At 58.2% G+C, this 25,511-nt stretch carries 18 protein-coding genes and 1 riboswitch; of the genes, 2 read left to right on the top strand and 16 right to left on the bottom strand.

Annotated features, from left to right (window positions below):
- The 13 genes from HMPREF1323_RS07200 to HMPREF1323_RS07140 all read right to left on the bottom strand — a co-directional run bounded on the left by HMPREF1323_RS07200 (position 1) and on the right by HMPREF1323_RS07140 (position 20,457).
- Positions 1-882: a zinc-binding metallopeptidase gene (locus HMPREF1323_RS07200; protein WP_009433446.1), complete on the bottom strand. Its 882-nt coding sequence runs from the start codon at positions 880-882 to the stop codon at positions 1-3.
- An 18-nt stretch (positions 883-900) separates the two neighbouring features.
- Complete coding sequence (locus HMPREF1323_RS07195; protein ID WP_009433432.1) at positions 901-2,478, bottom strand: RagB/SusD family nutrient uptake outer membrane protein; 1,578 nt, start codon at positions 2,476-2,478, stop codon at positions 901-903.
- Between the two features lie 13 nt (positions 2,479-2,491).
- Positions 2,492-5,803 (bottom strand): SusC/RagA family TonB-linked outer membrane protein, encoded by a 3,312-nt coding sequence (locus tag HMPREF1323_RS07190; RefSeq protein WP_044124202.1) that lies wholly within the window; start codon positions 5,801-5,803, stop codon positions 2,492-2,494.
- 651 nt (positions 5,804-6,454) lie between these two features.
- Positions 6,455-7,174: a HesA/MoeB/ThiF family protein gene (locus HMPREF1323_RS07185; RefSeq protein ID WP_009433472.1), complete on the bottom strand. Its 720-nt coding sequence runs from the start codon at positions 7,172-7,174 to the stop codon at positions 6,455-6,457.
- 39 nt (positions 7,175-7,213) lie between these two features.
- Positions 7,214-8,332 (bottom strand): 2-iminoacetate synthase ThiH, encoded by a 1,119-nt coding sequence (gene thiH, locus HMPREF1323_RS07180; protein ID WP_009433434.1) that lies wholly within the window; start codon positions 8,330-8,332, stop codon positions 7,214-7,216.
- Positions 8,329-9,105 carry a thiazole synthase gene (locus tag HMPREF1323_RS07175; RefSeq protein WP_009433467.1) on the bottom strand — a complete coding sequence of 259 codons (777 nt, stop codon included), beginning with the start codon at positions 9,103-9,105 and terminating at the stop codon, positions 8,329-8,331. Before HMPREF1323_RS07175 ends, thiH begins: the two co-directional genes overlap by 4 nt.
- Before the next feature lie 14 nt (positions 9,106-9,119).
- Positions 9,120-11,054: a thiamine phosphate synthase gene (locus HMPREF1323_RS07170; RefSeq protein ID WP_009433482.1), complete on the bottom strand. Its 1,935-nt coding sequence runs from the start codon at positions 11,052-11,054 to the stop codon at positions 9,120-9,122.
- A gap of 5 nt (positions 11,055-11,059) precedes the next feature.
- Positions 11,060-12,871 carry a phosphomethylpyrimidine synthase ThiC gene (thiC, locus tag HMPREF1323_RS07165; RefSeq protein WP_009433479.1) on the bottom strand — a complete coding sequence of 604 codons (1,812 nt, stop codon included), beginning with the start codon at positions 12,869-12,871 and terminating at the stop codon, positions 11,060-11,062.
- Positions 12,872-12,910: 39 nt separating this feature from the next.
- Positions 12,911-13,135 carry a sulfur carrier protein ThiS gene (locus HMPREF1323_RS07160; protein ID WP_044114215.1) on the bottom strand — a complete coding sequence of 75 codons (225 nt, stop codon included), beginning with the start codon at positions 13,133-13,135 and terminating at the stop codon, positions 12,911-12,913.
- Between the two features lie 145 nt (positions 13,136-13,280).
- Positions 13,281-13,389, bottom strand: a riboswitch (TPP riboswitch).
- 427 nt (positions 13,390-13,816) lie between these two features.
- A complete protein-coding gene (locus HMPREF1323_RS07155; protein WP_009433452.1) occupies positions 13,817-15,028 on the bottom strand; it encodes a DNA/RNA non-specific endonuclease in 1,212 nt (403 codons plus the stop codon).
- Between the two features lie 12 nt (positions 15,029-15,040).
- The gene (locus tag HMPREF1323_RS07150; RefSeq protein ID WP_009433449.1) at positions 15,041-16,801 is read right to left on the bottom strand and encodes a DUF5689 domain-containing protein; all 1,761 of its coding nucleotides are present in this window, start codon (positions 16,799-16,801) and stop codon (positions 15,041-15,043) included.
- A 44-nt stretch (positions 16,802-16,845) separates the two neighbouring features.
- Positions 16,846-17,661 (bottom strand): DUF5689 domain-containing protein, encoded by an 816-nt coding sequence (locus HMPREF1323_RS07145; protein ID WP_009433470.1) that lies wholly within the window; start codon positions 17,659-17,661, stop codon positions 16,846-16,848.
- A gap of 21 nt (positions 17,662-17,682) precedes the next feature.
- On the bottom strand, positions 17,683-20,457 hold the full coding sequence (locus HMPREF1323_RS07140) for a TonB-dependent receptor (protein ID WP_009433476.1): 2,775 nt from the start codon (positions 20,455-20,457) through the stop codon (positions 17,683-17,685).
- A gap of 223 nt (positions 20,458-20,680) precedes the next feature.
- Between HMPREF1323_RS07140 and HMPREF1323_RS07135 the strand changes: the two genes are divergently transcribed.
- A complete protein-coding gene (locus HMPREF1323_RS07135) occupies positions 20,681-21,727 on the top strand; it encodes an endonuclease/exonuclease/phosphatase family protein (RefSeq protein WP_009433443.1) in 1,047 nt (348 codons plus the stop codon).
- 273 nt (positions 21,728-22,000) lie between these two features.
- Here HMPREF1323_RS07135 and HMPREF1323_RS07130 read toward each other — a convergent pair whose 3' ends face one another.
- Genes HMPREF1323_RS07130 through HMPREF1323_RS07120 form a run of 3 tightly spaced genes read right to left on the bottom strand, consistent with a single transcriptional unit; the run spans position 22,001 to position 24,106 of the window.
- Positions 22,001-22,711 (bottom strand): ComF family protein, encoded by a 711-nt coding sequence (locus HMPREF1323_RS07130; RefSeq protein ID WP_009433466.1) that lies wholly within the window; start codon positions 22,709-22,711, stop codon positions 22,001-22,003.
- Positions 22,692-23,207 carry a regulatory protein RecX gene (locus tag HMPREF1323_RS07125; protein ID WP_009433483.1) on the bottom strand — a complete coding sequence of 172 codons (516 nt, stop codon included), beginning with the start codon at positions 23,205-23,207 and terminating at the stop codon, positions 22,692-22,694. Before HMPREF1323_RS07125 ends, HMPREF1323_RS07130 begins: the two co-directional genes overlap by 20 nt.
- Entirely contained in the window at positions 23,204-24,106 is a 903-nt protein-coding gene (locus HMPREF1323_RS07120) for a N5-glutamine methyltransferase family protein (RefSeq protein WP_009433453.1), read from the bottom strand. Before HMPREF1323_RS07120 ends, HMPREF1323_RS07125 begins: the two co-directional genes overlap by 4 nt.
- A gap of 23 nt (positions 24,107-24,129) precedes the next feature.
- Between HMPREF1323_RS07120 and ribD the strand changes: the two genes are divergently transcribed.
- Positions 24,130-25,134, top strand: a complete 1,005-nt coding sequence (gene ribD / locus HMPREF1323_RS07115) for a bifunctional diaminohydroxyphosphoribosylaminopyrimidine deaminase/5-amino-6-(5-phosphoribosylamino)uracil reductase RibD (RefSeq protein ID WP_009433464.1) — start codon at positions 24,130-24,132, stop codon at positions 25,132-25,134.
- Positions 25,135-25,511: the final 377 nt, after the last annotated feature.

Below are 25,511 nucleotides of genomic sequence, written 5' to 3'. Positions count from 1 at the left end.
TTAGTTGAGCTTAGTTAGGTCTAATGTAGCGATCTGGCCACCACGGCGCAGGACGACGTCACGTAGGTCATCGAGGTCAAGCTTCCACGAGTCACGGGTATAGTCCTTGACACGCTGGAGCTTGCGCTGGATGAGTGCGGCACCAGCAGAGCCTGCATTGTTGAGGATCTGCTGCCACTGCTGGGGCGTGTAGGTGACGTAGTAGGAGAGCATCTCTGCGAAGTCCTCTGCATCATTCTGCATCGCGTAGGGCGATACGAAGCCAGCACGATTGGCAGCACGCTCGGACTGGTTGAACCAGTCACCACTGACATAGCCCGACTTCGTGATGAGAGCAAAGTCCGTGCTGTAAGGCTTCTTCTGATTGAGAATGTGGGTGAACTCGTGATGCATCGTGTGGAAGTAGTAGGTCGTCATCGTCTCGTAGTCGGCCAGAGCTTGGTCGGTGAGCGAATTGACCTTCCCTAAGATGACCTTGTAGCCACCATCGGCACTACCGACGACCTCGGTGCGCTGGCGGGTGTAGCCCGGCGTACCGATAGCTACGAGGATACGTGGGGCGTTGAGCTTCATAAACTCAGGCCCGAGGACTTCGGCATAGGCATCGAACCAGAGGTACTTCGTGATAATCGCGAGCTTGGCTGTCTTAGCCGAGTCGGCGGGGATGAAGTGATAGCTGAGGTCTGTCTCGGAGTCCTCGAGCTTGTACTTGAAGCGGATATTGTATGGACTGCGGTAGTTCACGTCCAGCCACTGCTCGAAGTCATTGAGTGTCTCCGAGGTTGTGGGGAAGATCGTGGGATCCTTCGGCTGGTCATCGGAGCAGGCGATGATACCTACGGTGAGGAGTAGCCCGATGAGTCCTTGATATATGTAGTTCATAGGTCCTTCGTCGCTATGTTAATGTTGGGAAGCTCGGGGATTAGCCTCGAGCTGTGCAGAGATGACGTCCTGAGGAAGCTGGACGGCCAGACGTGGGTCGCGTGCCTCCATCTTGTCCGTCACAGCCTCGACAGCATTGCTGACGTTCACACGACGGCGGTAGATCGTGATGCCGTAGCGCTTGACGTCCTGCATGCGGAGACCTTCGTGGATGGTGATGAGGCGGCGGAGCTGGAGGATGGCCTGCAGGAGAGGCTCCTGAGTCTCCGTCTCAAGGGCGGGTGTCGTGTGAAGCTCCTTCTTAGGAGTAGGCTTCTCGGGCGTATAGTACTTGATGCCTTGGTAGAAGTCCTTGATCTGCTGAAGGGTCAGCTGTACACTGCGCTTCGTGAAGGCGCTGAGCTCGATGTTGAGGTCAGCGAGAGCCTCGTCATAGCGCTGCAGAAGGGCCTTCGCCTCGGCACGCACCATGAGTGTCTCATCAGTGGTGAAGGTAGCGTAGGTCGAGTAGGGGATACCGATACCTGCTACACGGTCGATGTACTTCGGCGTGTAGGGGAGCTTGTGGAGGGCGTACTTAGATACCCCGTTGTTATTCACCACGACGTAGTTCATCACATCGCCACTGGCACCCCATGGACCATCGGCCTGGAGGGTCTCGGTAGTGGAGATAAGTGCACCGTGGGCATACTTACTACCACGCAGGATGGGGATGCTGACGCCGCCCCATTCGGTAGCTACCGTCTGCAGGAGGATATTCGCCTTGACAGAAGACTGGATATAGGCGTTAGGCTGTACATTGCCCGAGAGCCCCTGCTTACTCCACGAAGCCCAGTCACGTAGGTCGGTGCGTGGGTTCGATCCCAGAGCGGCATCAGCGTGCTCAATAGCCTTGGCATACTGACGGGCATAGAGGTAGAAGCGTGCAGCGAAGGCATGAGCAGCCTGTGCAGTGAAGTGGTACTTCGGCTTACCGTAGTTTGCTGAATTGATATCCCGCAGGCCCTCGGTGAGGTCTTGCTCGATGTGCTTGTAGAGCGCTTCGAGCGTGCCTCGGTGATGGAGGGTACGCCCAGGGTGCTCCTCAGGCTCGGTAGGATAAGGCAGACCATAGTCGGAGGCTGCCGTCTCGGGAGCATAGGCTTGGCAGAAGACATTTGCCAGCTGGAACATCGAGTAGGCGCGGCATAGCTTGGCTTCGGCAACCTGACTGGTGTAGGCATCCTTATTGCTTGCGCCAGCGACGTGCTTGAGCACCTCATTGCAGACGGTGATCGCGGTATAGTGTGCATCCCAGAGCTGCTGAGGGGTCTCCTGCTCGCGGATCTCGGAGATATCGCTCCAGCGATAGGCCTGCTCCTGGAAGGGGCTGATAGCGCTCCACGAGGTGTAGTCATGCTCGTCGCTATTGTCGGAGTACATCTCCAACAGGTAGGCTGCGTGGGCATCGGGATAAGCCGATACGAGGAACTTCGCCGCATCCTCTGGGCTGTGCAGCTCCATACGGTTGTCGGGGTACTTGTCGAGGTACTTACCGCAGCTCGAGAAGAGCAGTGCCAGCGAGAGGACTGAGGTGATGATATGTTTCTTCTTCATTGGTGTCGATGCGTTAGAGTCCAAGCTTCAGGGTGAGAGTGAACTGTCGGGGCGTAGGCGAAGCTACCCCACCGATGTTGAAGAACTCTGGGTCTTGGCCGTTGAGCTTCTTGTCTGCATACAGGAGGAAGAGGTTCGTAGCCTGTACCTTGACCGAAGCGCTACGCAGAGGCGTACGCTTGATCAGACTTGTGGGCAGGTCATAGGCGAGGGAGATCTCCTTGAGGCGGATGAAGTCGCCCTTAGCGATACGTGCCGTAGAGTAGTTGTAGCCGTTGTAGGCGTAGCGCAGATTATTGTTGGTAGCGTACTGACGACGGCTCAGGATGGTGGGGATGTCCGTACGATCCTCCTCGCCAGCAGCCTGCCAGCGGTTGATGAAGGCGTGCGTCATCGAGGCCATATCCCCATAGTAAGCCTTGAACTTCGGATCAAGTCGGACGACATTGCCGAAGGCATAGGTGAGGAATACATTGAGGTGGAGGCCCTTGTAGGAGAGTGTATTGCCGAGTGAGCCCGTGTGGGTGGGGTCGGTAGGACCTTCGTACTTGAGGTACTCGGTGTGGTTACGCTCCTGGAAGTTGATGTTGTCGGTCGTGACCTCACCCTTCTCGTTGATGAGCTGGGGGAGACCTTGGTTATTGAGGCCGACGAAGGGGATAGAGAAGAGGGCACGTGCGGGGTAGCCCTTCTTAGCGAAGCCGTTCCCACTGACAAGGTCGATCATACGCCCCTGGTTGTAGAGCTTGGTGATCTCCGAGTGCGTGTAGGAGTAGATGAAGCTCGTCGTCCAGTTGAAGTCCTTCGTCTTGATGTTCTGCGAGGTGATGCTGAGCTCAAGACCACTGGACATCATCTCTGCGACGTTGGCAGGACGGATGATCGTACCACCGATACCCTGCGTGATCATGGGGCCCATTTCATCGAAGTTACGACGGGTGTAGGCATCGAAGGAGAGGCTGAGGCGATCACCGAAGAGGCCTGCGTCGAAGCCGGCGTTGAGCTCGTTCTTCTTTTCGTAGGTCAGGTCCGCATTCCCCAGCTGCTCGATACCGATACCGGGCTCCTGGTCTTCGGCGAAGAGGCGGAAGGGGATGTAGGACTTGAGGATAGTCGTCGAGCTGCTATAGGAGGGATCTGGAGGCGTCCCCGTAAGGCTATAGGAGAGACGGAGTGTGAGGTGGCTCAGAGGCTTGAGCTTCTGGAAGAAGTCTTCCTCGTGCATATTCCATGCGCCCGAGACGTTCCACGTAGACATCCAGCGAGCATTGCTGCTGCGCCCGAGTTGATTCGAGCCTTCGTAGCGGTAGGTACCGTTGACGACGTAGCGCCCCTTATAGGAGTAGGTCGCATTGCTGTAGAAGGCTACCGTACGATAGTTCGTGTTGTTGAGGTTGTAGTAGCTATTGCCGTCCTCTACCTGCTTCTTGAAGTACTGGTAGGGGTAGAAGGGCGTCTCTCCAGCGGCATACTGCAGGCCCCAGCCCGTGAAGGCGGTGCGGTTACGCTGGATATTGGTCGTCTCAAGACCACCGAAGAGATTGAGCGTGTGGACTCCGAAGGTGCGGTTATAGTTTGCCGTAGCACGGAAGTCGTAGTTGCTCATGCGGTTCTCACCCTTGTGCATGAAGCCACCATTGGGCAGGACGGTGCTGGGGAGATCGTAGGGATGATCTGGGTCACGGTAGAGGTACTTGTTGGACTCTCTGATGACGCTGTTTGGCATGGCGCGGTAGGCCAGTGCTTGGTTCGAGTTGTCACGCACATTGTGCTGCTGTGAGGCAGCCGTATGCTTGAAGGCCCCGAGGAGGGTCAGCTCCAGACCACGGATGGGCTTGAAGCGCAGCTCAGCTTGGAACTTTGCATCGAGTACATCCAGGTCGATGTAGTTATTCTCCAGCTCGTTGAAGATATTGAATGGAGCGTAGTTCGCCGTATAGTACTCTCGTGGGTCGAGGACACGCGAGGTATTCGTAGCGTAGGAATAGGGGTTGATGTCGAAGTCGCGCTTGACCTCACCACCTACGACGTCTACATCTTGACCGAGCGTACCAGGCGCACGCTGGTTACGATAGGAGGCACCCCCGATGACATTCAGTGAGAGGCTCTTCAGGAGGTGATGCGTGACGTTGAGGTTAGCGGTGTATCGCTTGACCTGACTCTGCTTGTACCACCCTGGATCGATGAGGGCGGAGGCAGAGGCGTAGTAGTTCGACTTGCTCGTACCACCGCTCATGCTCACCGAGTGGGTCTGCATGATGGAGGGCGAGAAGAGCTCCTTGAACCAGTTTGTATTGCGTCGCTCAGCCTGCTGGAGGTAAGCGTTCTCTGCCTTCGTCGTATTGTCGAGCAGGAAGGTGCGGGTCTTGGGATTGTACGTGTTGATCAGCTCGTACATCTTACCATAGATCCCGTAGTCACTGCCGTTGAGGACCTCGGCGAAGTTCAGCCATCCTTTATCGCGCAGCTCGCGGTAGATACTCATCTGCTGCTGTGAGTTGAGGATGTCGAAGTCGCGGTAGGAAGGGATGAGGCGGCTGGTGAACTCACCCGTGTAGTTGAAGTTCGCTTGACCTTGCTTCCCCTTCTTCGTCGTGACGACGATGACACCCGCCATAGCGCGTGCACCATAGATAGAGGTAGCCGAGCCGTCCTTCAGCACCTGGAAGCTCTCGATGTCGTCGGCATTGAGACCAGCGATAGCAGAGCTGATGAGCGTCTCAGGGTTCCCCGAAGCGAGGTCATCAGCACCTACATTAGATACGTCTTCCATGATGACACCGTCGACGACCCAGAGGGGCTTGGAGCTCCCGTAGATAGAGGTTGCCCCACGCACGCGGATCTTAGGAGCTGTACCAAAGGTCCCCGAGACATTCTGTACCGAGACCCCTGCTGCGCGGCCTTCAAGGGCGCGGGCTGCATCGGGTACCCCGTCGAGCTTGGCTTTGTCGCCGCCGAGCTTAGCGGAGGCTCCCGTGAAGAGGCGCTTGTCTACCTTGGTGAGCCCCGTGACGACGACCTTGTCCAGCGTCTTCTCTGAGGGCTCGAGTGTGATCTTCATCTTGTCCTTGATAGGCACCTCTTGGGTGAGGTAACCAATGTAGGAGATGCGCAGGGTCTTAGAGCCTGCGGGTACCGTGATCTTGAAGCTGCCATCCAGCCCCACGGTTGTCCCCACCTTGCTATGTTCCTTGACGATAATCGAGGCTCCGATGGCGGCCTCGTTGTCGGGGGCGGTGACGACGGTGCCCGTCACCACCTGCTGCGCGAGCGCAGGCAGGAACCCCAGGAGCAGGGTGAGGAGGAGTAATGTACTTTTCCTCATTCGTTCAATTAATTGTATAGGTGTTTGAATAATTTATGCTTGTCTGTATTCCGTGGTAAAAAGAGACGAGCGACCGCCTCACTGCCTATGGCTGGGGGGATCGCTCATTGCTTGCTGTCCCCGAGGTGGGGAACAGTGACGCTATATTATATAATGTAGAGCCATAACAAAGGGAGCTATCGTCCGCAACCAGGGGCGGGGAGATAGCTATCGCATTCGCTTGGCAAAGCTGGGTGTGTCGTGGTGTTTGTTTTGATACCTCATGAGATCATTGTGGTGTCATAAGGATACAATATTGATCTATTCTCAGCCACAAAGCTACGTAATTATTAGATACAAAGTAGTGTGTGCCGAATTTTTAGGTAGCGTATTCTCGCCTAAGCTCCCTATAGTTCCCATAGATGACGCCCTTTATAGAAGGGATGCTTGATGTTCTATACGGTGAGGGGTAAAATGAACCAGTACTGGTCGCTGAGTTGACCAGTACTGTTTGGTGGTGTGTACCAGTACTGGTCCGAAGTCCGACCAGTACTGCTTGATTGAGTGACCAGTACTGGTTCAAAATTGAGGGTACTATTGAAGCCCGCTATCTGCTTGCGTAGACGTATGTAGATAGCGGGCTAAATTGCTCTGTCTCTTCCGACAGGTAGCTTAGCGGCGGATGAGCTGGAAGGAGAGCTGAAGGCTATCTACGAGGAGGAGGCCTTCGGTGAGGGGAGAGGGAAGGCCCAGCAGGAGCTTGAGAGCTTCGGCGGCGGCGATAGAGCCGATGACGGCGGGAGTGGTCGCCATCACGGGGAAGGGGGCTTGTGTGGGGCTTGGGGCGTCTCCCTCAGCTCCCTCGGGGAAGAGGTCTCGGTAGCGTGAGGGTGAGTCGGGGAGGAAGAGTGCCAGCTGTCCGCACCACCCCTCGAGCGAGGCATAGAGCCACGGGATCTGGTGCTCTGAGGCGTAGCGATCGAGGAGGAGGCGTGTCGCTTCGTTGTCGGTAGCGTCGATGAGAAGGTCGACCTCCCCGATGAGGCGGGTGGCATTCGCCTCGGTGAGGCGCTCACTGTAGGCCGTGATGTCGCAGTGGGGATTGGCTGCGCGGAGTCGCTCGGCAGCGCACTGCGCCTTGCTCCTACCTACCTCGTGCGTGGTGTAGAGCGTCTGACGGGGGAGGTTACTCACTGAGATACTATCGTCATCGCATAGTGTGAGATGCCCGATCCCTGCTCCCACAAGGAGGGGCAGGAGAGCTGAGCCCAGCCCTCCTGCTCCGATGACGGCTACCCGCTTCCTAGCCAGGCGCATCTGCCCTTCTTCCCCGACTTCGGGGAGGCTCATCTGTCGGGCGTATCGGGTCTTGAGGTCGTCTATCTCTGCCATGTCCATTGCTTGGAATCGTGCTTTTAATGGGCTGTGAGGTCAGAGCCAACTATCCCAGTCCTTCCATACCGGCTCGTAGCCTGCGCTGCGCAGGTGGGCGGCGAACTCCGCAGGACTACGGCTGTCGTTGATGACGAACTGCTCCAGATCTTCGCTGCTCTCGGCATAGCCTCCGGGCTCGGTGTGGCTCCCCGCGCTCATGCTCGTGATACCCAAGGGGAGGACGTGATCACGGAAGGAGGCTGACTCACGTGTCGAGAGGGAGATCTCCACATGCGGATCAAGGAGACGGAAGGCCAAGATGAGCTGCGTGATGCCGAGGTCATCAATGGGTGAGGAGGGCTCATAAGCCCCCACTGCGGGGCGAAGACGAGGTAGGGAGATAGAGTAGCGGGTCTGGCGGTAGCGCTGACGAAGGTAGCAGAGATGCAGGGCGGTGAAGGTGCTATCGGTGCGCCAGTCCTCGAGCCCTAAGAGGGCACCGAGCCCAATCTTCTCGATACCTGCTTGGGCGATGCGGTCGGGGGTCTCAAGACGGTAGCGGTAGTCGGCCTTCTTCCCTCGGGGGTGGTAGCTGGGGTAGTGCGCCTCGTGGTAGGTCTCCTGATAGACGCAGACATAGTCTACCCCCGCCTCGTGGAGGGCGGTATATTGCTCGGTCGTGAGGGGCTGGACCTCGAGGCTGAGCTGGGCGAAGTGCGGGCGGATATGCTCGACGACCTGCAGGTAGTACTTCCATGAGTTGGCACGAAGGTCTTCGCCACTGACGAGTAGGAGGTGTCGGAAACCCAAGGCCTTGATGGCCTCTACCTCCCGGTCGATCTCGGAGAGCGTCAGCTGGCGCCGTCGGATCTTGTTCTCCACGCTGAATCCGCAGTAGACGCAGCTATTGGAGCATACATTAGATAGGTAGAGCGGGATATAGAGCTGGATCGTATGGCCGAAGCGCTCTACGGTAAGGCGGTGTGCCTCGCGTGCCATCTCCTCGAGGTAGGGAACGGCAGCAGGTGAGACGAGTGCCATGAAGTCCGCTATCGTGCGGTGCGGTGCAGCGAGGGCGCGCTGGACGTCCGCTGCCGTCTTGCTATAAATCTCCCTCTGGAGGGTGTCGAAGTCATAGGCCCGTAGCACATCATAGGCCGTCGTGTCGGTGGTCATGGCTCGGGAGTGAAGAGGAAGGCGGTGAGAGGAGAGGAGGCTACCGCTTCGTGACTCTGTGGGGCGAGCTTAGCTTCGTAGGCCATGCGACCTGCTTCGACCCCAAGGCGGAAGGCGCGCGCCATAGCTATGGGGTCTTGTGCTGTGGCGATAGCTGTGTTGACGAGTACGGCATCAGCACCCATCTCCATACATTCGGCGGCGTGGCTGGGGCTACCTATGCCCGCATCGATGACGACGGGGATGGTGCTCTCAGCGATGATGATACGTAGGAGGGCACGGGTGTCCAGCCCGCGATTCGTACCGATAGGTGCTGCTAGGGGCATGACGGTGGCACAGCCTACCTCCTCGAGACGCTTGCAGAGTACGGGGTCTGCCTGCACATAGGGTAGGATGATGAAGCCTCGCTTCACCAGCTCCTCGGCGGCACGTAGCGTCTCGATGGGGTCGGGCATTAGGTAGCGTGGGTCGGGGTGCACCTCGAGCTTGAGCCAATTCGTCTCGAGGGCTTCGCGTCCTAGCTCTGCGGCGAGGATGGCTTCTTCGGCGGTCTTCGCCCCGCTGGTATTGGGAAGGAGCTGGATGTGAGGGTTGTCAAGGGGAGCTACGAGGTCATCGCTGTCGGTATGCTGGAGCTCGACACGCTTGAGAGCGAGGGTGACGAGTTCGGTCCCCGAGGCTTCGACAGCACGAGCCATGAGGGCGGGGGAGGCGAACTTCCCCGTACCGAGGAAGAGTCGCGAATGGAAGGTCTTGTCTGCTATGGTAAGCATAGTGGTCAGGTGTATTAAGGTCGGTCGTCCGCAGCGATGCGGGCGGCATGGATGAGGCTGCTGCTCATGGCGACGCCGTAGAGTCCGAGGGCATATAGGTCGGGGATGTCCTCGGGGGACACGCTACCGATGGCATAAGCTGGGAGGGGAAAGGCCTGGAGCTGGAGAGCACGATAGCCCTCAAGCCCCAAGATGGGGGCGAGCTTCTTCTTTGTCGAGGTGAAGCGGAAGGGGCCGATGCCCACGTAGTCGATGGGGAGCGTACGTGCTGTGGTGAGGTCTTCTGTGCTGTTGCACGTCAGACCAATGAGAGCATAGTTGCTTAAGAGACGTCGGGCCTCCGTCGGGGATATATCTCTCTGTCCGAGATGCACGCCATCGGCACCCGTGAGGAGCGCGATGTCTACTCGGTCATTGATGAGTAGGGGGACGCTGTAGGCATGACAGAGTGCTAAGGTCTCGCGTGCGGTATGAAGGAAGGTCTCCCACGTGGCGTCCTTCATGCGTAGCTCCACGATATCCGCTAAGCCCTGACGAAGGACGAGGTCGGTCTGCTCGAGGATCTCCGCTGTGGTGGTAGCGTGCGTGACGAACATCCGACGGCCGAGTGGCAGTCGTCTTACGGGAGCTTCCTGCCCTCGCCCAAGGCGGTAGTGCATCGTCGCACGCTGGGCTGTGTGGAGTGCCTCTTGGTAATCTTCGCCCCGAGCTAAGGCAGCGCATAGCGTGGTGGCGTAGAGGCAGCCCGTGCCATGGCGGTCTTCTCCGAGGCGTGGTGCGGTGCTCTCGATGAGCCGACCATCGGCAAGGTAGGCCCTGTCGGTGACTTCCTCCTCCGTAGAGGAGGCGGACTTCGCGATGACAGCGGTATGAGTGCGCTCTACCCATTCGTGTGGTATGCTCTCCCCGAAGAGCTGGCGGGACTCGTAGTGATTGGGGAGGATGACGTCTACCAGCTCTGCTACCTCGAGGAGGCTTTCACGGCTGGCATCGGAGAGGAGGTCTGCGCCCGAGCTGGTGCGTAGTATCGGATCCCAGACGATGCGACAGGCTGGGAAGAGCGCACGGATCTCACGAACGAGGAGGCGCAACTGGTGGAGCGAAGCGATGAGCCCAATCTTAGCTACCTGCGGAGGCGACTGCCTACGAAGAGCACGTACGGCCTCGATGAGGTCTGTGTCAGCAACTGCCGTGAGGCGGGTGAAGGCCACAGCATCCTGACAAGTGAGCGCCGTCACGATGCTATAGGCATGCACTCCTAAGCGTGTGGCATGCTGCATATCCGCTGTGAGCCCAGCTTCTGCTGTCGGGTCGATACCCCCGCAGAGGAGGAGTGTCGGGGCGCACAGCTTCTGCACACGCTCGGTGAGCTCGTGGAGCTGCTGATTTGCGAAGTATCCTAAGAGTGCGACACCAGCGAAACCCTCTTCGATGAAGCCTTGGGCATTTGCCTCTCCGATGCCCCCCAGAGCGATGAGGGGGAAGGGGAAACGTGCCGTGACGGCTCGCCTCAGCTCGGGCGTCCATGGGCTATCATTCCCATAGTCAGGCTTACTGATGCTCGCTGCGACGGGGCTCACATAGGCGTAGTCGGGACGGAAGGGTAGGTGCTCCAGCTCCGCTACGCTGTGGCAACTGATACCGACGATCTGCTCGGGGCGAAGGGCCTCCGTTGGGCGCTCACGGAGTGCACTCCAGTCGGCTACGGAGAGGTGCACACCGCCAAGCTCCCAGCGTCTCACCAGCGCGATGTGGTGTGAGAGGACGCAGCGACTGCGGAGCTCACGAGGTATAGAGCGGATGAGCGCCTCAAGCTCCTCTACCGTGGCGTCGGGCTTGCGTATGTGTACGCGCCCGACGCCAAGACGGAGGAGGTGAGCGATGTACAGGGCTTCGCCTGTATCACCGAGCGAGGGTGGTGTGATGGCGATGATCTGCTGGGGTAGCATAAGGGCTATCTATGGTGACTACATGGGGCTTCGGTGCTGAGTGCAAGTCCTTTGCTGGGGACAGCAGAGCGTGACTGCAATACTTGACGGAAGGAGCGGTTCGCACGCATCGAGCAGAAGTGCTCACCACACATTGAGCAGAAGTGCTTCTCCTTGTGCTCCTCATCGGGGAGGGTCTCGTCGTGGAACTCCTGAGCACGCTCGGGGTCGAGTGCCAGATGGAACTGGTCTCTCCAGCGGAATTCAAATCGCGCCTTACTCATCGCATAGTCACGCAGGTAGGCCGTCGGGTGTCCCTTCGCTAGGTCTGCGGCATGGGCTGCGAGCTTATAGGTCACGACTCCCTCACGGACGTCATTGCGCTCGGGGAGGCCGAGGTGCTCCTTCTGCGTGACGTAGCAGAGCATGGCGGTACCCTGATGCCCGATGATCGAGGCGCCGATAGCCCCCGTGATGTGGTCGTAGCCAGCACCGATGTCGGAGACCAGCGGGCCGAGGGTATAGAAGGGGGCTTCATCGCAGTCGAGGAGTTCGCGTGTCATGTTCTCGGGGATGAGGTGCATGGGGATGTGCCCAGGGCCTTCGATCATCACCTGCACATGGTAGCGAGCGGCGATGCGATTGAGTTCGCCGAGAGTCTTCAGCTCTGCGAACTGTGCTGCATCGTTGGCGTCATGGATGCAGCCTGGACGCAAGCCATCGCCGAGGGAGAGGGAGACGTCGTAGCGGGCAGCTATCTGACAGATCTCCTCGAAGTGGGTGTAGAGGAAGCTCTCCTCGTCGTGCTCGGTGCACCAGCCCGCCATGATCGCCCCACCACGGCTGACGATACCTGTAAGGCGCTTGAGGGTCAGCGGGATGTGCTCCTTGCGTAGCCCTGCATGGATGGTGAAGTAGTCGACACCCTGCTCCGCCTGCTCGATGAGGGTATCGCGATAGATCTCCCAGCTGAGGTCGTAGGTCTTGCCGTGGACCTTCTCCAGCGCTTGGTAGAGGGGGACGGTACCGATGGGCACGGGACTATTGCGGATGATCCACTCACGCGTCTCGTGGATGTGACGCCCAGTGGAGAGGTCCATCACGGTGTCAGCACCCCAGCGGGTAGCCCATACGGCCTTCTCCACCTCCTCGGCGATGCTGCTGGTGATGGCAGAGTTGCCGATATTGGCATTGACCTTACAGAGGAAGTTGCGCCCGATGATCATGGGTTCGAGCTCGGGGTGGTTGATGTTGGCTGGGATGATGGCGCGCCCTCGGGCGATCTCTTCACGGACAAATTCTGGGGTCACGTATGGGGGGATCTCTGCGCCCAGCGGGTCGCCTGCCATGGCATGGCGCTCCTTGGCCTCGTCGATGAGTTGGTTCTCACGTATCGCCACGTACTCCATCTCCTCGGTGATGATGCCTTGACTGGCATAGTAGCGCTGGGTGACACAGTGCTCCTTCGCTACCCGAGGGTGGAGGGAGATGTGACGGTAGCGCAGGCCGTCAAGGGCGCGCTGCTGGAGGCGTGAGCGGGTGTATTCACTGCCGAGCTCTTCGCTACGGGTCGTATCGTCTCGGCGGTCGATCCACGGCTCACGTAGGCGTGGCAGGCCCGCCTCGAGGTCTACCTGATAGGCGCTATCGGTGTACGGGCCACCTGTGTCATAGACGACGACAGGGGCATTGGGGGTACGGCTCCCATCCTCATTGTAGGTGTCGGAGAGGACGATGCGGCGCATGCCGACACGTAGCTCGGGGAAGAGCTGGCCAGGTACATAGATCTTCTCCGAGCCGATGAGTGGGCCGTGAGTAAGGACATTTTTGATCTTCATAATAGTAGGGGAATGTGTGTGTCGTGGGAAGGGTAGGGCTTAGCCTCCGAAGGTAGGTCGGATGAGGAGAAGGGTGTCGCCCTCCTCGAGCTGGTAGGTGGCTAAGGCTGTGCGGGGTACCAAGCGCTCATTGACGGCGATAGCCGAGCGAGGTGGTAGGTCGATCGCTGCGAAGGCAAGGGCTTCGGGGATCGTGCATACATGGGGGAGCGTGGTGGGAGCTCCGTTGATCAAGATCTTCATCGTAAGTAACTCTATCGTCATGGTGTGATGAGGAAGTGCGAAGTGACGACACACCTCCAGCGAGCCTACTACCACAAGGGGGCAGACACTCTCTGGGGAACTATGACGAGCCGACGGGCTCAATCACAGCGCGAGTAACGGAAGATCTTAGAGGATGAGCGGCGGGATATCGCCTCCACTCTCTGCCTACGCCAGCATTATCTGGATCAGGTCTTCGGGTATAATCTCAGCACAGCGTGGACTCGTGTCCTACGCCAGCACCCCTTTGAGTTGCTCTACGGACAAAGGTAGTCCTTTTCTTGATACTGCCAAGAGCGGGCTTTGATAAGCCCTTCGCCTTATCGCGAGTATTCCTCTTGTCCAGCGGGGGGAAAAGTGTCCTTCTCGTGAAGAAAAAAGCGCCTTCATGTAGTGGTTTTCCTCTGTCTATGCACGTAGTTTTAAAGACCAGGCACGTAAATCCAAATATCCACGTACGTAGATATTAGAGCCACGTACGTAGCCCAAACTTTTCTGCCACTCGTCCGCAACTTTTATCCCTACACGCAGAGCAATAACTTAATATAGGATTGCTCTCAAACCCATAGTGGTTGCTACGCCTCCTGCGCCAAACTACACGTTCCCCTTCGTATAAAAGGCAACACCCGCCGACCGCAGGAGCAGTCGACGGGTGTCGGTAGGGGACGGAGCTAAAGACTCGACTTAGAGCCCGGGCCAGTAGCTGAGCGTAGCAGGCGTAGCGGGAGATTCTGCCTCGAATTGCTGCTCGATGTCGTCGGGGAAGTTGTGGAAGAGATCCATCCCGAGCTTTGTCTCCAGCTCGTCGATAGATAGGGCGACACTACGCATGGAGGTATTTGCTCCATAGAAGCGGTGCTCGACCAAGAAGCCGATGCCGTGGTAGGTAGAGCCCTTCTTCATGACGAGAGCCATCCAATAGTACTTAGGCACGACGATGACGCCACGGACCTTCTTGCTCTCGACCTGATCATCACGGATCGTCCCGCCCTTGGCGACGTAGAGGACGTCACGGAGCTGGGAGTTGCGACCCCATGCTTGGACCTTCTGCTCGAGCTCCATCCAGAATTTCTGGTTGAGGTCACTGAGCTGTGGGCTCATATTCGTGTAGTAGAAGGTCTGTCGATTGGCCTCGGCACTGAAGAGGCGGTCAGAGGAGGCGACCATGTGACCACGGTCGTATCCGCTCCCACGGAAGAGATTCTCCGTAGAGAATCGCTGAGGTATGTAGGGATCCCACTGCCAAGCATCGCTACGTCTGACGGATTGAGCCGAGGTCGTATTGTCGAAGGTGAAGCAGACGAAGCGTGGGTGACGCTTGTCGGTGTCGTACTCGAGGGAGTAGTTCACGATACCACCAGCGCGGTGCGTGACGAAGTAGTTCTGACTACCACCATGGAGTGCGGGGACCTCGAGCATCGTCGCGTCACCGAGGATATACTCACCCGTAGGGGAGGGGATGGGTGATGGCGTAGGGGTGACCTCACCCGTACCCTGCTGGCTGATGACGAGGGTGTCACGAACGCCCGCTGAGGTCGCGATGATCTGTGCTGAGCGAGAGGCACCGAGGTTCTGACTTACCGAGACGGAGATAGAGGAGCTGGACGTGCCATCCCCCTTGCTACGCTCAAGCTCGATCCATGAGGATGCCTCCTCGGGCGTGACGGTGAGCTTCCAGTCGGAGGCCGCACGGAGCTTGATGTAGAAGTTCGAGCCTTCCTTGGGTACGCTCTTGATCTTGTCGGTCGAAGAGCCTGGGAGGGAGAGCTGGAGGCGGTCGGAGGTGCGAACGGGGTGGTCACCACGCTCGGTGGTACAGCTGGAGAAAGCCATCCCCATGAGGCCGAGCCCCATGAGGATGGTCTTTATCCGAAGAGATTTAATCGTCTTCTGCATAGAGAGGAAGGACTATCGCTTACCGAGGTAAGACTTGATGGTGGCATCCTGATTCTCCTTCGTGATGGCGACGCGCTCCCACTGGTCAGCGGAGAAGGTCGCAGAAGGAGCCTTGACGGATGCGATACGGTGGAGGACGATGTCGGCACCAGCGAACTTCTTGTGGCTGTCGATCCAAGCCGTCTCCATACCATTACCGATCTGGTCGATGGTCACTGTACCCTTCAGCAGAGCCACGGGGTCATTGCCATTGAAGCTGAAGTCTGCGACCGTGCCAGCAGTATAGACTTTCGCCTGCTCGTGGCGGAGGACGAGTGAAGCACCTGCAGCGAGCTTACCCCTCAGAGCGATGCGGCTCTCGGCAAACTTGCCCTCCGTAGCCTTATTGTCCTTACCGAAGTTCTTCACGAGGAGCGTGTAAGTGCTGAGGTCGATCTCCTGATCCGTGGGGTTAGAGATCTGGATGTACTTCTCGTTGCCGAGACCCTCGATGTAGGCAGAGATGATCAGATCGCCAGAGGTAGCTGGAGGGGTAGGTGTGGGCGTAGGAGTAGGAGTAGGAGTGGGATCGGGTGAAGGGGTAGGCGTCGGAGCCGTGCCCTCCGTGCAGCGCTCAGCCGTCAGACCTGCGAGGTCATCAGCCGTACGAGGCCAAAGGTTGTAGTGCTTGGTGCTCTGACCTGAGGCCTTGTTCGTCGTCACCGAGCGCTGGATGATACCGACGATGCGGCCGTTCTTGTCGGATGCGATCGTCGTCTTGAAGGTCGAGTAGTAGGAGATAGCTACCGAGAGATCGGATACACCTGCCGTGACCTGCGTAGCGCAGTCCGTGAGCGCATTGAAGTAGCTCCCTGCAGACGTCTTACCCTGAGCAGGCTTGTTGGGGTTGAGTTCCTTGCCAGGAGTCTTGAACTGTGCGCCATCGACAGCTACGAGGATGTTGTCGTACTTGCCAGCGTAGATGTCTGCGAAGGTCACGGCCTTAGGAGTAATCGTCGCTACTTCGCCCGTGGGAGTAACCATAGAGGTAGCATCATTCAGACCCGTGTAGTCGATCTGCAGTGAGCCATCCTGGTAGCGGCCGACCTTCGTGCCCTTGGTCTTGATGGTGAAGACCGCACCGGGACGCCAGTCCTTAGAGGCGTTGGCATTCAGACGAAGCGTGATACCGACTTCGCCAGCCTGCACGACGATGTTCTTGAGGCTGGTTATATTGTTCGCCGTGATGTCAGAGAGGAGGACGGCCTTGAAAGTCGTCTCTTCGTCTACCGTGACGCTCTGACCCTTGTCGTACTTCTCGATGAAGGCGGCAAGTGCTGCACCGTCTACCGTCGTGGGATTTGAGGGTAGGTTAGGAGTAGGCTGATCCTTACCTGGGGTGATGACTGCAGAGCCGTCACCAGCCTGCGTGATGGTATAGTAGAGGGTCTCGTTGCCAGCCTTGAAGGCGAATTGGCCTTGGCGGGTGGCACCTGAGGCATTCTTGAGGACCTTGATCGTGACGTCACGTTCGCCAGCGTCCCCTGACTCGGGGCTGATGCTCAGCCAGTCGAGGGCGGTGGTAGCCGTCCAAGAGCGGTTGGTACGGATGTGCAGCGTGGCGGTGCTCTCGTCCTTGCCGATGAGGGTATTGCCGTTGCTGTCCTTCGTCAGCTGGGTGACCGAGATCGATGGGCGCTCATAGGCGTCATCGTTGTCCTTACACGAGGCGAGGGACAGGGTAGCACAGGAGGCTAAGAGGAGTGTCCAGCGCGTGATCTTACTTGTTGTCATCAGTCAATCGTATTTGTTGAGATGGTGAGTGCTGTAGGGGGGATTTAGAAGCGTGCGCCCGTGAGCTGGACATCTTGCTCACGCAGGATGAGGAGCTGAGGGGTGTCACGGAAGTAGGTGAGGATAGCAGTGATCGTACCCGAGCCCGTGGGGACGGTGCGACCCGCGAACTTCGCATAGCTGCTCGTGCGGACGATGAGCTGTGCGCCAGAGCGGTCTACGAGCGTGCGATTCACATTGCGGTTCTTGTCCTTGCCCTGCGGATCAGCATAAGTCTGACCCAGCTCGGAGGCGAGGAACTGTACATCCTTGAGGCTGACGAGCGTACCTGCGTACTTTTTATTCAGTGTCGCGATGGTGAGCTCGTGGGGCTTGATATCGGTGTGACCTTCCTTGAGGAGTACGCGGTGTACGAGGAGCTCAGGATAGAAGGCTGTCTCGTACTTCTCATCCTTGGAGGTATATCCGATATTGATCTGTCCAGCGTAGTCGCCGAGCTGCAGGCCCTGGCAGAGGAGGCGTACTCGCGTACCCTGAGGGTAGACAGAGCTGAGGTTGCCGAGGGCGAACTTAAGCTCCATACCGCCCGTCTCATCCTCGATGTAGCAGGACTTGTAGAGGTTCCCCTCGCTGTCGTCTGAGGCGATGACTGCAGAGATGACGATGGGCTTGTCGATGAGCGTACCACCACGCTTGTAGAGAGCCTTGAGCTGGCTGATGGTGTGCGTGGGTAGAGGGAGCTCGTCCGTACTCTTTTGGTCGGTACGGGGAGGATCGACTTCGTTGTACTTCGTGCAGCTCGTAGCCCCTATCCCGATGAGCATCGAGAGGGTGAGTGCATATATAGCATGACGATTCATAGGATCTATGCGTGTAGGGGGTTAGAACTGGAGGGTGGTATTGAAGAAGAACGTCGTCCCGTAGACATAGGAGAGCTTCGTATCGAAGGGGCGATAGAGCTGCTGCGTCCCGTCAGTAGCACGGATCGTGCGGATACGGAGCTGTTCGTAGCCTCCATTGGGCAGGCTGCGGTTGTTCAGCACGTTGCTTACCGAGAGGTTGAAGCGCAGGTACGTGCCATAGGTGATGCGCCAGGAGTAGCTCGCAAAGAGGTCTACCGTGAAGCCATCACGCAGCTGCTCGGGGAGGATGTAATTGTAGTCAAGCGAGGTGCGCCCGCGGTCGGTGCGGATGACAGGCGACATCGAGACGAAGTTGCGCCCGAAGTAGTTCGCGTTGATCCCGAAGTTCGCGTACCAAGGAGAGTAGTACGTCAGCCCGAGGGTCGCAGCCGTCTGAGGCGTACCACTCACGTTCAGCCCCTTCCAGTAGATGCGGTCGCGGTCGACGATCTCGTTGGAATTGTCGATGCTCTGGATGTAGCTGGGGTTGTTGGCATACTCATACTGGCCCAGGGCAAGCGCAGCGTTAGCCGTCAGCGTGGGGCTGATCTTCACTTCGAAGCCTGCTTCTGCTCCGAGGTGGCGGGTGGCGATGCCGGTGATGATGTAGTTCGAGAACGAAGCTCGGCTATCATCGTAGAAGCTCATCGAGCGGGTGTGATCTGCGATGTGCGTGTAGAAGGCCGTCACACGTCCGCGCAGCCAGGGAAGGCGTACGAGGTAGGAGGCTTCTGCCGAGAAGATCTTTTCGCTCTTGGGGGCCTCGATGTAGCTATCGCGTGTACGAGGTGAGATGAAGAGATTCTGGAAGGTGGGTGCCTGCTCGAGGTATGCTACGTTCGACTGCAGGTAGTGGTGGCCATTGAGCTTGTAGGTAGCCCCAGCCTTTACCCCGAGGTCGTTGAACTTCACGCGGTCCGACAGCCCGTAGGAGTTGTCGGGGAAGAGCCCGCGCTTCTGATGACCTTCGCGCTGCATACCCGTGTGGGTATAGGAGATACCCGTATAGGCATCGAGGCGCGTGAGGTGGTAGGTCGCATTGGCCCACATCTGATAGCGGTAGCTCTGTGCTGTGTAGTCGTAGCTGAAGCGGTCGCCCTTCTGGACGATACGGTCGGGGTGCAGGAGGTCTACCTGACTCTTCGTCGCGTCACCACCGAAGTCACGCTCAGCGAACTTATCGATGTCATAGACGAAGTCCGCACCGAGGAGGTCACCTACCTCGGCATAGTTCGCTGTGCGGTTGTGGCGGAAGTTCGCCCCAGCCGTGATCTCAAGCCAGCTCTTGGGAAGCCAGTTGGCAGAGGTTGCCCAAGCGAATTCACGCTGGTCAGTGTGGCGGTCTTCGATCATGTAGAGTGCCTTACGCCCCGTAGCGAGGGTGCGGCCAGAGGCATCCTTCACCGTAGTGAGGTTCCCGCGGTTCACCTCATAGAGGCGGTCCCAATTGATATAGCGGACGTTGGGGTCTGACTTCCACAGCTCCTCATAGATCGCTGCAGCATCGCCATCCTGACTATTGGGGTCAGCCATGCGCGTGAAGTAGGAGGGGAGGTAGCGGTAGTAGTCCGCACGTGGGTCGGGAGCGTTGTACCAGTTCAGCGATGAATAGGCATTCTTCCCGAAGCGGTAGCTGAAGGTGGTATTGATATTGAGCGTCTTCTCCAGATTGCTGAAGTAGTGCGAGAGCTGGACGATAGGCTCGTGGTTGCGGCGCTCACGAGCATTGCGCCACTTGCCGCCTTGGCGCCCGATGTTGGGGTTGTAGAAGTTTGAGCCGACGAGGTCATATACCTCCTGTGTGGTAGCGCTGGCTACACCACGGCGAGTAGGAGCACCGAGGGCGATGAGGCTGAGGCTATTCATCTCATCGAGCTTCTTCTCTACGCCGAGGAAGTAGCTCCAGGCATCGTAGTACTGCCCACGGACGTAGGAGTATTGCCCATTGCCGATACGGCGGGCTACGCTGGCTGCGAAGCTCCAGCCGTCCTTGCGCTCTCCCGAGGCATAGGTATAGGCGAAGCGGTTGCTATAGGTGCGGTTGCTATTCGAGTAGGTGAGGCGATGCTGCGTGCCAAACATTGAGGGGCGTGTCGTCACGTTGTTGGTTACGCCGACGGCACCAAAGCCCGAGACGATGGGCTCGAAGGACTGCGAGGTCTGCTGCTGGCGGGTGACGTCGTTGAGACCACCCCAGAGCGACCAAGCTGAGTAGCCACTGTTGAGGTCGTTCATCCCGATGCCGTTGAGCATCTGCTCATTGTACTGGGAGTCGTAGCCACGGTTGCGGAAGCGAGCCGTGCTGAAGACGTAGCCCGAAGCGCTGAGGAAGGGGTCGCGTGAGGAGGTGAGTAGGGTGACGCGGTCTTGCATGCCGGCGGCTTCGTTGCCATCCTCTTCGCTGACGATGAGGTCATCGTAGCGACCATTCCCGCTTTCGCGGAGTGCGATGAGCTTGAGCTGCTTGAGGCCCGAAGCTTCGTTCTCCTGCTTGACCAGCTCGATCTGCTTGGTCTCGTAGCCTTCGGCGGAGAAGGTCAGTGTATATCGTCCCTTGGGGAGGAGCGCCAAGACACTTCGGGCGTCTTGCCCGAGGAGCATCTTCTTCGCCACGGGGCCGTAGATGCTGACGTGGACCTTAGCGACGGGCTTGCCACTCTGGCTGTCGATGACCAGAGGTTCGCCCGTAGTCTGTCCGAGGCCTACACTGGCGAATGTCAAGGTGCAGGCGAGTACGGTAATAAGTTTATTCATGCTGTCGCATTATATCGATGACGCTTGCATGCACTCCGCGGATCGTGCAGACCTTCCGCTCCGTCGTCGGAGCTCCTGTCATTATGAGGTGTAAGCCGTTTATCCGTGCTGGAGCTTCCTCCCTATCTTCGAAGCTGAGATACGAAGTAGCGCGCAAGATTTGTTACATTTGCACGACTAAATTACATAATCTATCTCGGATAGCCTCTTAAACGACAAGCTTATGCTAAGGAAAATCTCCGCTCTCACCCTCGTCCTTCTCCTCGCTCTTTGCTCCCTCCAAGCCCAGAAGCAGGTGCGCCTCACGGTAGCCTTCTACAATCTGGAAAACCTCTTCGACACCATCGACGGGGAGAACAACGATGCAGACTTCCTGCCCGATGGGAAGAACCAGTGGACGCCCGACAAGTACAAGCAGAAGCTTCACAATATGGCCTATGCTATCAGCCAGATCGGCTCGAAGCGAGGACCCGATATCCTCGGGGTCTGTGAGATCGAGAATAGAGGCGTGCTCGAAGACCTCCTGAAGGAACCCGAGCTGGCGAACTCTGGCTACGAGATCGTGCACTTCGACTCTCCCGACAAGCGCGGTATCGACTGCGCGCTCTTCTATCGTCCCAGCTACTATCAGTTCACCGCTGCACACCCACACCCCGTCATCCTCAAGGGGGAGGAGCATATCAAGACGCGTGATGTCCTCGAGGTCAATGGCCTCTTGCTTGGCGAACCCGTATCGTTCCTCGTCGCTCACTGGCCTTCGCGCGTCGGTGGCGAGCAGGTGTCGCTCAAGCGTCGTCTGTACGCTGCCGAGGTCATGCGCTCGGTCACGGACTCCCTCCTCGCGGCAGATCCTAATAATAAGGTCATCCTCATGGGGGACTTCAACGACGACCCCACCTCTCCCAGCGTCGTCAACGGCTTGCGCTCGAAGACTTCGGCAGAAGATCTGGCACCTACCGACCTCTTCAACCCCATGGCTGCCCTTTACTCTTCGGGCCGTGGCACGCTCGCTTATCGTGACGTGTGGAATCTCTTCGATAACCTCGTCGTCACGCCCAACCTCATCGGCGGGCCCGCTGATCGCCTGCACCTCCAGCAGGACAAGGCCACGGGGAACTACGGCTATATCTTCAATGCCGACTTCCTCACGCAGAAGACGGGGCACTTCAAGGGCTATCCTTTCCGCACCTTCTCCTCGGGTCGCTTCCAGGGGGGCTATAGTGACCACTATCCCGTCTACCTCTATCTGACGAAGACCATCGCTGAATAGCTCCGCCGCTTACTCCGCAAGCTTAAGCGAAAAGATGTCCCGCGCCCACCTCAGTATGCTGAGGTGGACGCGGGACTTTTATACCGTCTGGGGGCTGTCTTTTTAGTGCTGTGGGAAGTGCTTATCTATGAAGGGATATAAGGGGGATGCGCGGGATGGAAAATGAACCAGTACTGCTCACCAACGCGACCAGTACTGGTTGCCCTATGTGACCAGTACTACTTCGAAGTCGGACCAGTACTGGTTGGATCGCTGACCAGTACTGGTTCGTTTTTAGCGGATGGCGACGGCGGCGACGAAGATGTGGACTTCGCTGACGCCACATTGCTCCAAGAGATCGGTGAGCGCAAGGAGCGTGGAGCCCGTCGTCACCAGATCATCGACGAGGAGGATGCGCTTGCCCCGTAGCTCCTGAAGGCGCTCCGTCTTGTCGGTGAGATAGAAGGCCGCTTGAGCATTCTCACGGCGTGCGTCACGGTCCAGCGCCGTCTGTGAGTGACTGCCCCGATGGCGAAGAAGGTAGCCTTCCGAGCAGGGGACGCCGTAGTGCCGTGCGAGAGCTTCGCCGAGGAGGGCAGCTTGATTGTAGCCACGGGCTTCGAGGCGCGTGCCTTCGATCGGGACGGGGAGGATGAGGTCGATGTCGCCTTGCTGGGGTGCAAGTTGCCCTTCGGTGAGGGCGGTGCGCACGACAAAGTCCGCGACCTCACCATAGCCTCGGTACTTGAGGGCGATGATGAGGTCGTAGGTAGGATTGGCGTGCTGGTAGATGAAGGGGGCTGAGAGGCTTCGGATCAGGGGGGAGCCAAGAAGGCGCTCCTCGGCGTGCACGAAGGCGGGGGCATGGCGAGGGAGCTTCGTGGCGCACTCCATGCAGACGCAGTGCTCCCGCTCCCCGAGATGCACCCGACAGATGGCGCAGGTGCGGGGGAAGATGAGATCGGTAAGGAAAGCACCGATGCGCTTAGTCGTCGCCCAGCTCATCGGGGAGGTCAGAGAGGAGTTCGCTGATCGCCTCGCGCACATCCTCATAGGGGTAGCCCCGATAGAGGGCAAAGCGTGTGAGGCGGTCATAGATCTTGCGTGGCTCAAGCCCAGCGGGAAGGGAGCGGTACTTGCGCTCGAGGAGGGCGGTGAGTTGGTCTTCGCCCTGCATCTCTTCTTCCTCGAGCTCCTCGATCGCGGTGTCAATGAGGCGTGAGGGGATGCGATGACGGCGGAGCTCGGCCTGCAGGCGAAGCGGCCCCCAGCCGTTGAAGCGGTACTTATCTCGCACGAAGGCTCGGGCGAAGCGCTCCTCGTTCAGGTAGCCCTCTTGCTCCAAGCGCTCGATGAGGGCGTCGCATACCTCGCCGGAGATCTCCCAGCCCCGACACTTCTTGCGTACCTCTTGGGCGGAATGCTCAGCGTAGGCGCAGTAGGAGGCGAGGCGTGAGAAGGCTTCTTCGGGACTAAGCTCCTTTTTCTTCTTCTGGATCATTCGGCGGGGCAATAGGTGAGGTGGAGGAAGCGAACCTTCCCACTCAGGTCGTGGATGAGCTTAGTCTTGGCATGCCGCCTCCTGATACGCTCGAGCATCGCTTCCTCTGTCGCCGTAGCGTAGAGCGGATTCAGCTCGACCCACAGATTCCCTCCCGAGCGGAGGTAGCCTTGTGCCACCAGCTCTGCCAAGGCAATATAGTAGGCGATGGGGGAGGCTTCGGGAGCGAAGAGGGCTAAGTGCGGCTCGTGAAGCAGGACCTGAGGCGTCATCTCTTCGGCTTCCTCGGGGTGGATGTAGGGCGGATTACTTACGATGAGATCCAGCGGAGGTGTCGGGGGAGTATGTTCCTCAAGGAGTGCAAAGAGGTCGTGCTTCCACAGATAGACTTCGCGCCCCGTGGCCTTGCGCAGAGCTTCGAAGTTGGCTTCGGCGATAGGTGCGGCCTCGCTGGATACTTCGAGCGCTACGCTTTGCTTCACCTCGGGAAGGGCGGCAGTGAGGGCATAGGCGATACAGCCACTCCCCGTACCGACATCAAGCAAGCGCTGCGAAGCTCGGCTCTCGGGGTGCTGTAAGATCAGCTCGATCAGCTCCTCAGTCTCAGGGCGCGGGATGAGTACCCCAGGGGCGACCGTGAGGCGATGCCCCGCGAAGTAAGCATAGCCTAATACATATTGTAGGGGAGTACCAGCGGAGAGGTCGTGCAGCATGCGCTCCAGACGGGCGCACTCTGCGGGTGATAAAAGCGTATCTTTGCTCAAGAGCAGTAGCTGTGTGCGGGTGCAGCCTCGTACCTCCTCGAGGAGTTGGCGGGCTATCTCCCGTGCTTCCGAGGGCTCGTAGAGTGCCGTGAGACACTCCAGAGCTTGCTGCTCGAATGATCGTATCGTATCCATATAAGCAAATATAACGAATACAGATGACAGATGATGAGCGCTATATGCGCCGTGCACTTGATCTGGCGGCCCTCGGTACGGGCTATACTTCCCCCAATCCTGTCGTCGGTGCCGTCATCGTGCACTCAGGCCGTATCATCGGTGAGGGCTATCACCACCGTAGTGGACAGCCCCATGCCGAGGTGATGGCTATCCGCTCGGTGAGGGAGCGCGACTTGCTCCCCGAGTCAACGATCTACGTGACGCTGGAGCCCTGCTCACACTACGGGAAGACTCCTCCCTGTGCGGATCTCATCCTACAAGAGCGCATACCGCGCGTCGTCGTCGCCATCCCTGACCCCTTCCCTCGTGTGGCGGGGAGCGGGCTGGAGCGTCTTCGTCAGGCGGGGGTAGAAGTCTCTGTTGGAGTCCTCGCTGACGAAGCGCTTCGCCTCAATGCCCCCTTCATCACAGCGCATACCCAGCACCGTCCGCTGGTGACGCTGAAGTGGGCGCAAAGCCTCGATGGCTTCATTGATCGATCTCGGGAGAATAGCACGGAGGCTCCCGTCCTCTTTAGTACGCCCCTGTGCCAGAGGGAGATCCATCGCGAGCGTATGCACCACGATGCTATACTCGTCGGCTACCGGACGGCTCTACTTGATGACCCGCAGCTGACAAATCGCCTCTGGTACGGCTCGTCGCCCATCCGTGTGGTCTTAGATCCGCAGCTCGCTTTGCCTCCGAAGCTTCGCCTCTTCACGGATGGTCTTGCCCCAACGTGGGTGATTTACCTCGAGGGGGCGGGTGTGCCTCAGCCTCGCGAAGGTGTGCGCTATCTGCCTCTTAGCGGAGAGCGTATTGAGCCGGAGCAACTGCTTCAGCTCCTATATAGAGAGGGCATTCTATCGCTCCTCATCGAGGGTGGCGCAGCGACGCTGTCGTCCTTCCTTAGCTTAGGTCTCTATGATCGCCTCTTAGTCGAGGTCGCCTTGAAGACCTTGGGTGAGGGAGTCCCAGCGCCTGTTATCCCCAGCGCCCTTTCGTGAGACTGTTGCCTTAGAGCCTCAGCCACTATTTATTCTGCTAAGGTATTGCACGCCCAGCTCCTCGATATGCCCCTCCAACGTGCTACACAAGCCCTTCACCTTATCGCACGTATTCTTCTTATCCAGCGGAGGGAAAAGTGTCCTTCTCGTGAAGGAAAAACTGCCTTTCCGTAGTGGTTTTCCTTTGTCTACGCACGTAGTCTTAATGACCAGGTACGTCAATCCCAGTATCCACGTACGTAGATATTAGAGCCACGTACGTAGTCCACACTTTTCTGCCTCTCGTCCACAACTTTTATCCCTACGCAGAGCAACGACCTAATAGAGGTTGCTTCACAAAGCTATATAGCTTCGCACCGAAAGCTATATAGGAATCC

It is taken from the genome of Porphyromonas sp. oral taxon 279 str. F0450 (assembly GCF_000292995.1).
Taxonomy (GTDB): Bacteria; Bacteroidota; Bacteroidia; order Bacteroidales; family Porphyromonadaceae; genus Porphyromonas; species Porphyromonas pasteri.
Note: the sequence above shows the minus strand (reverse complement) of the source record. Positions and strands in the feature narration are given on the sequence as shown.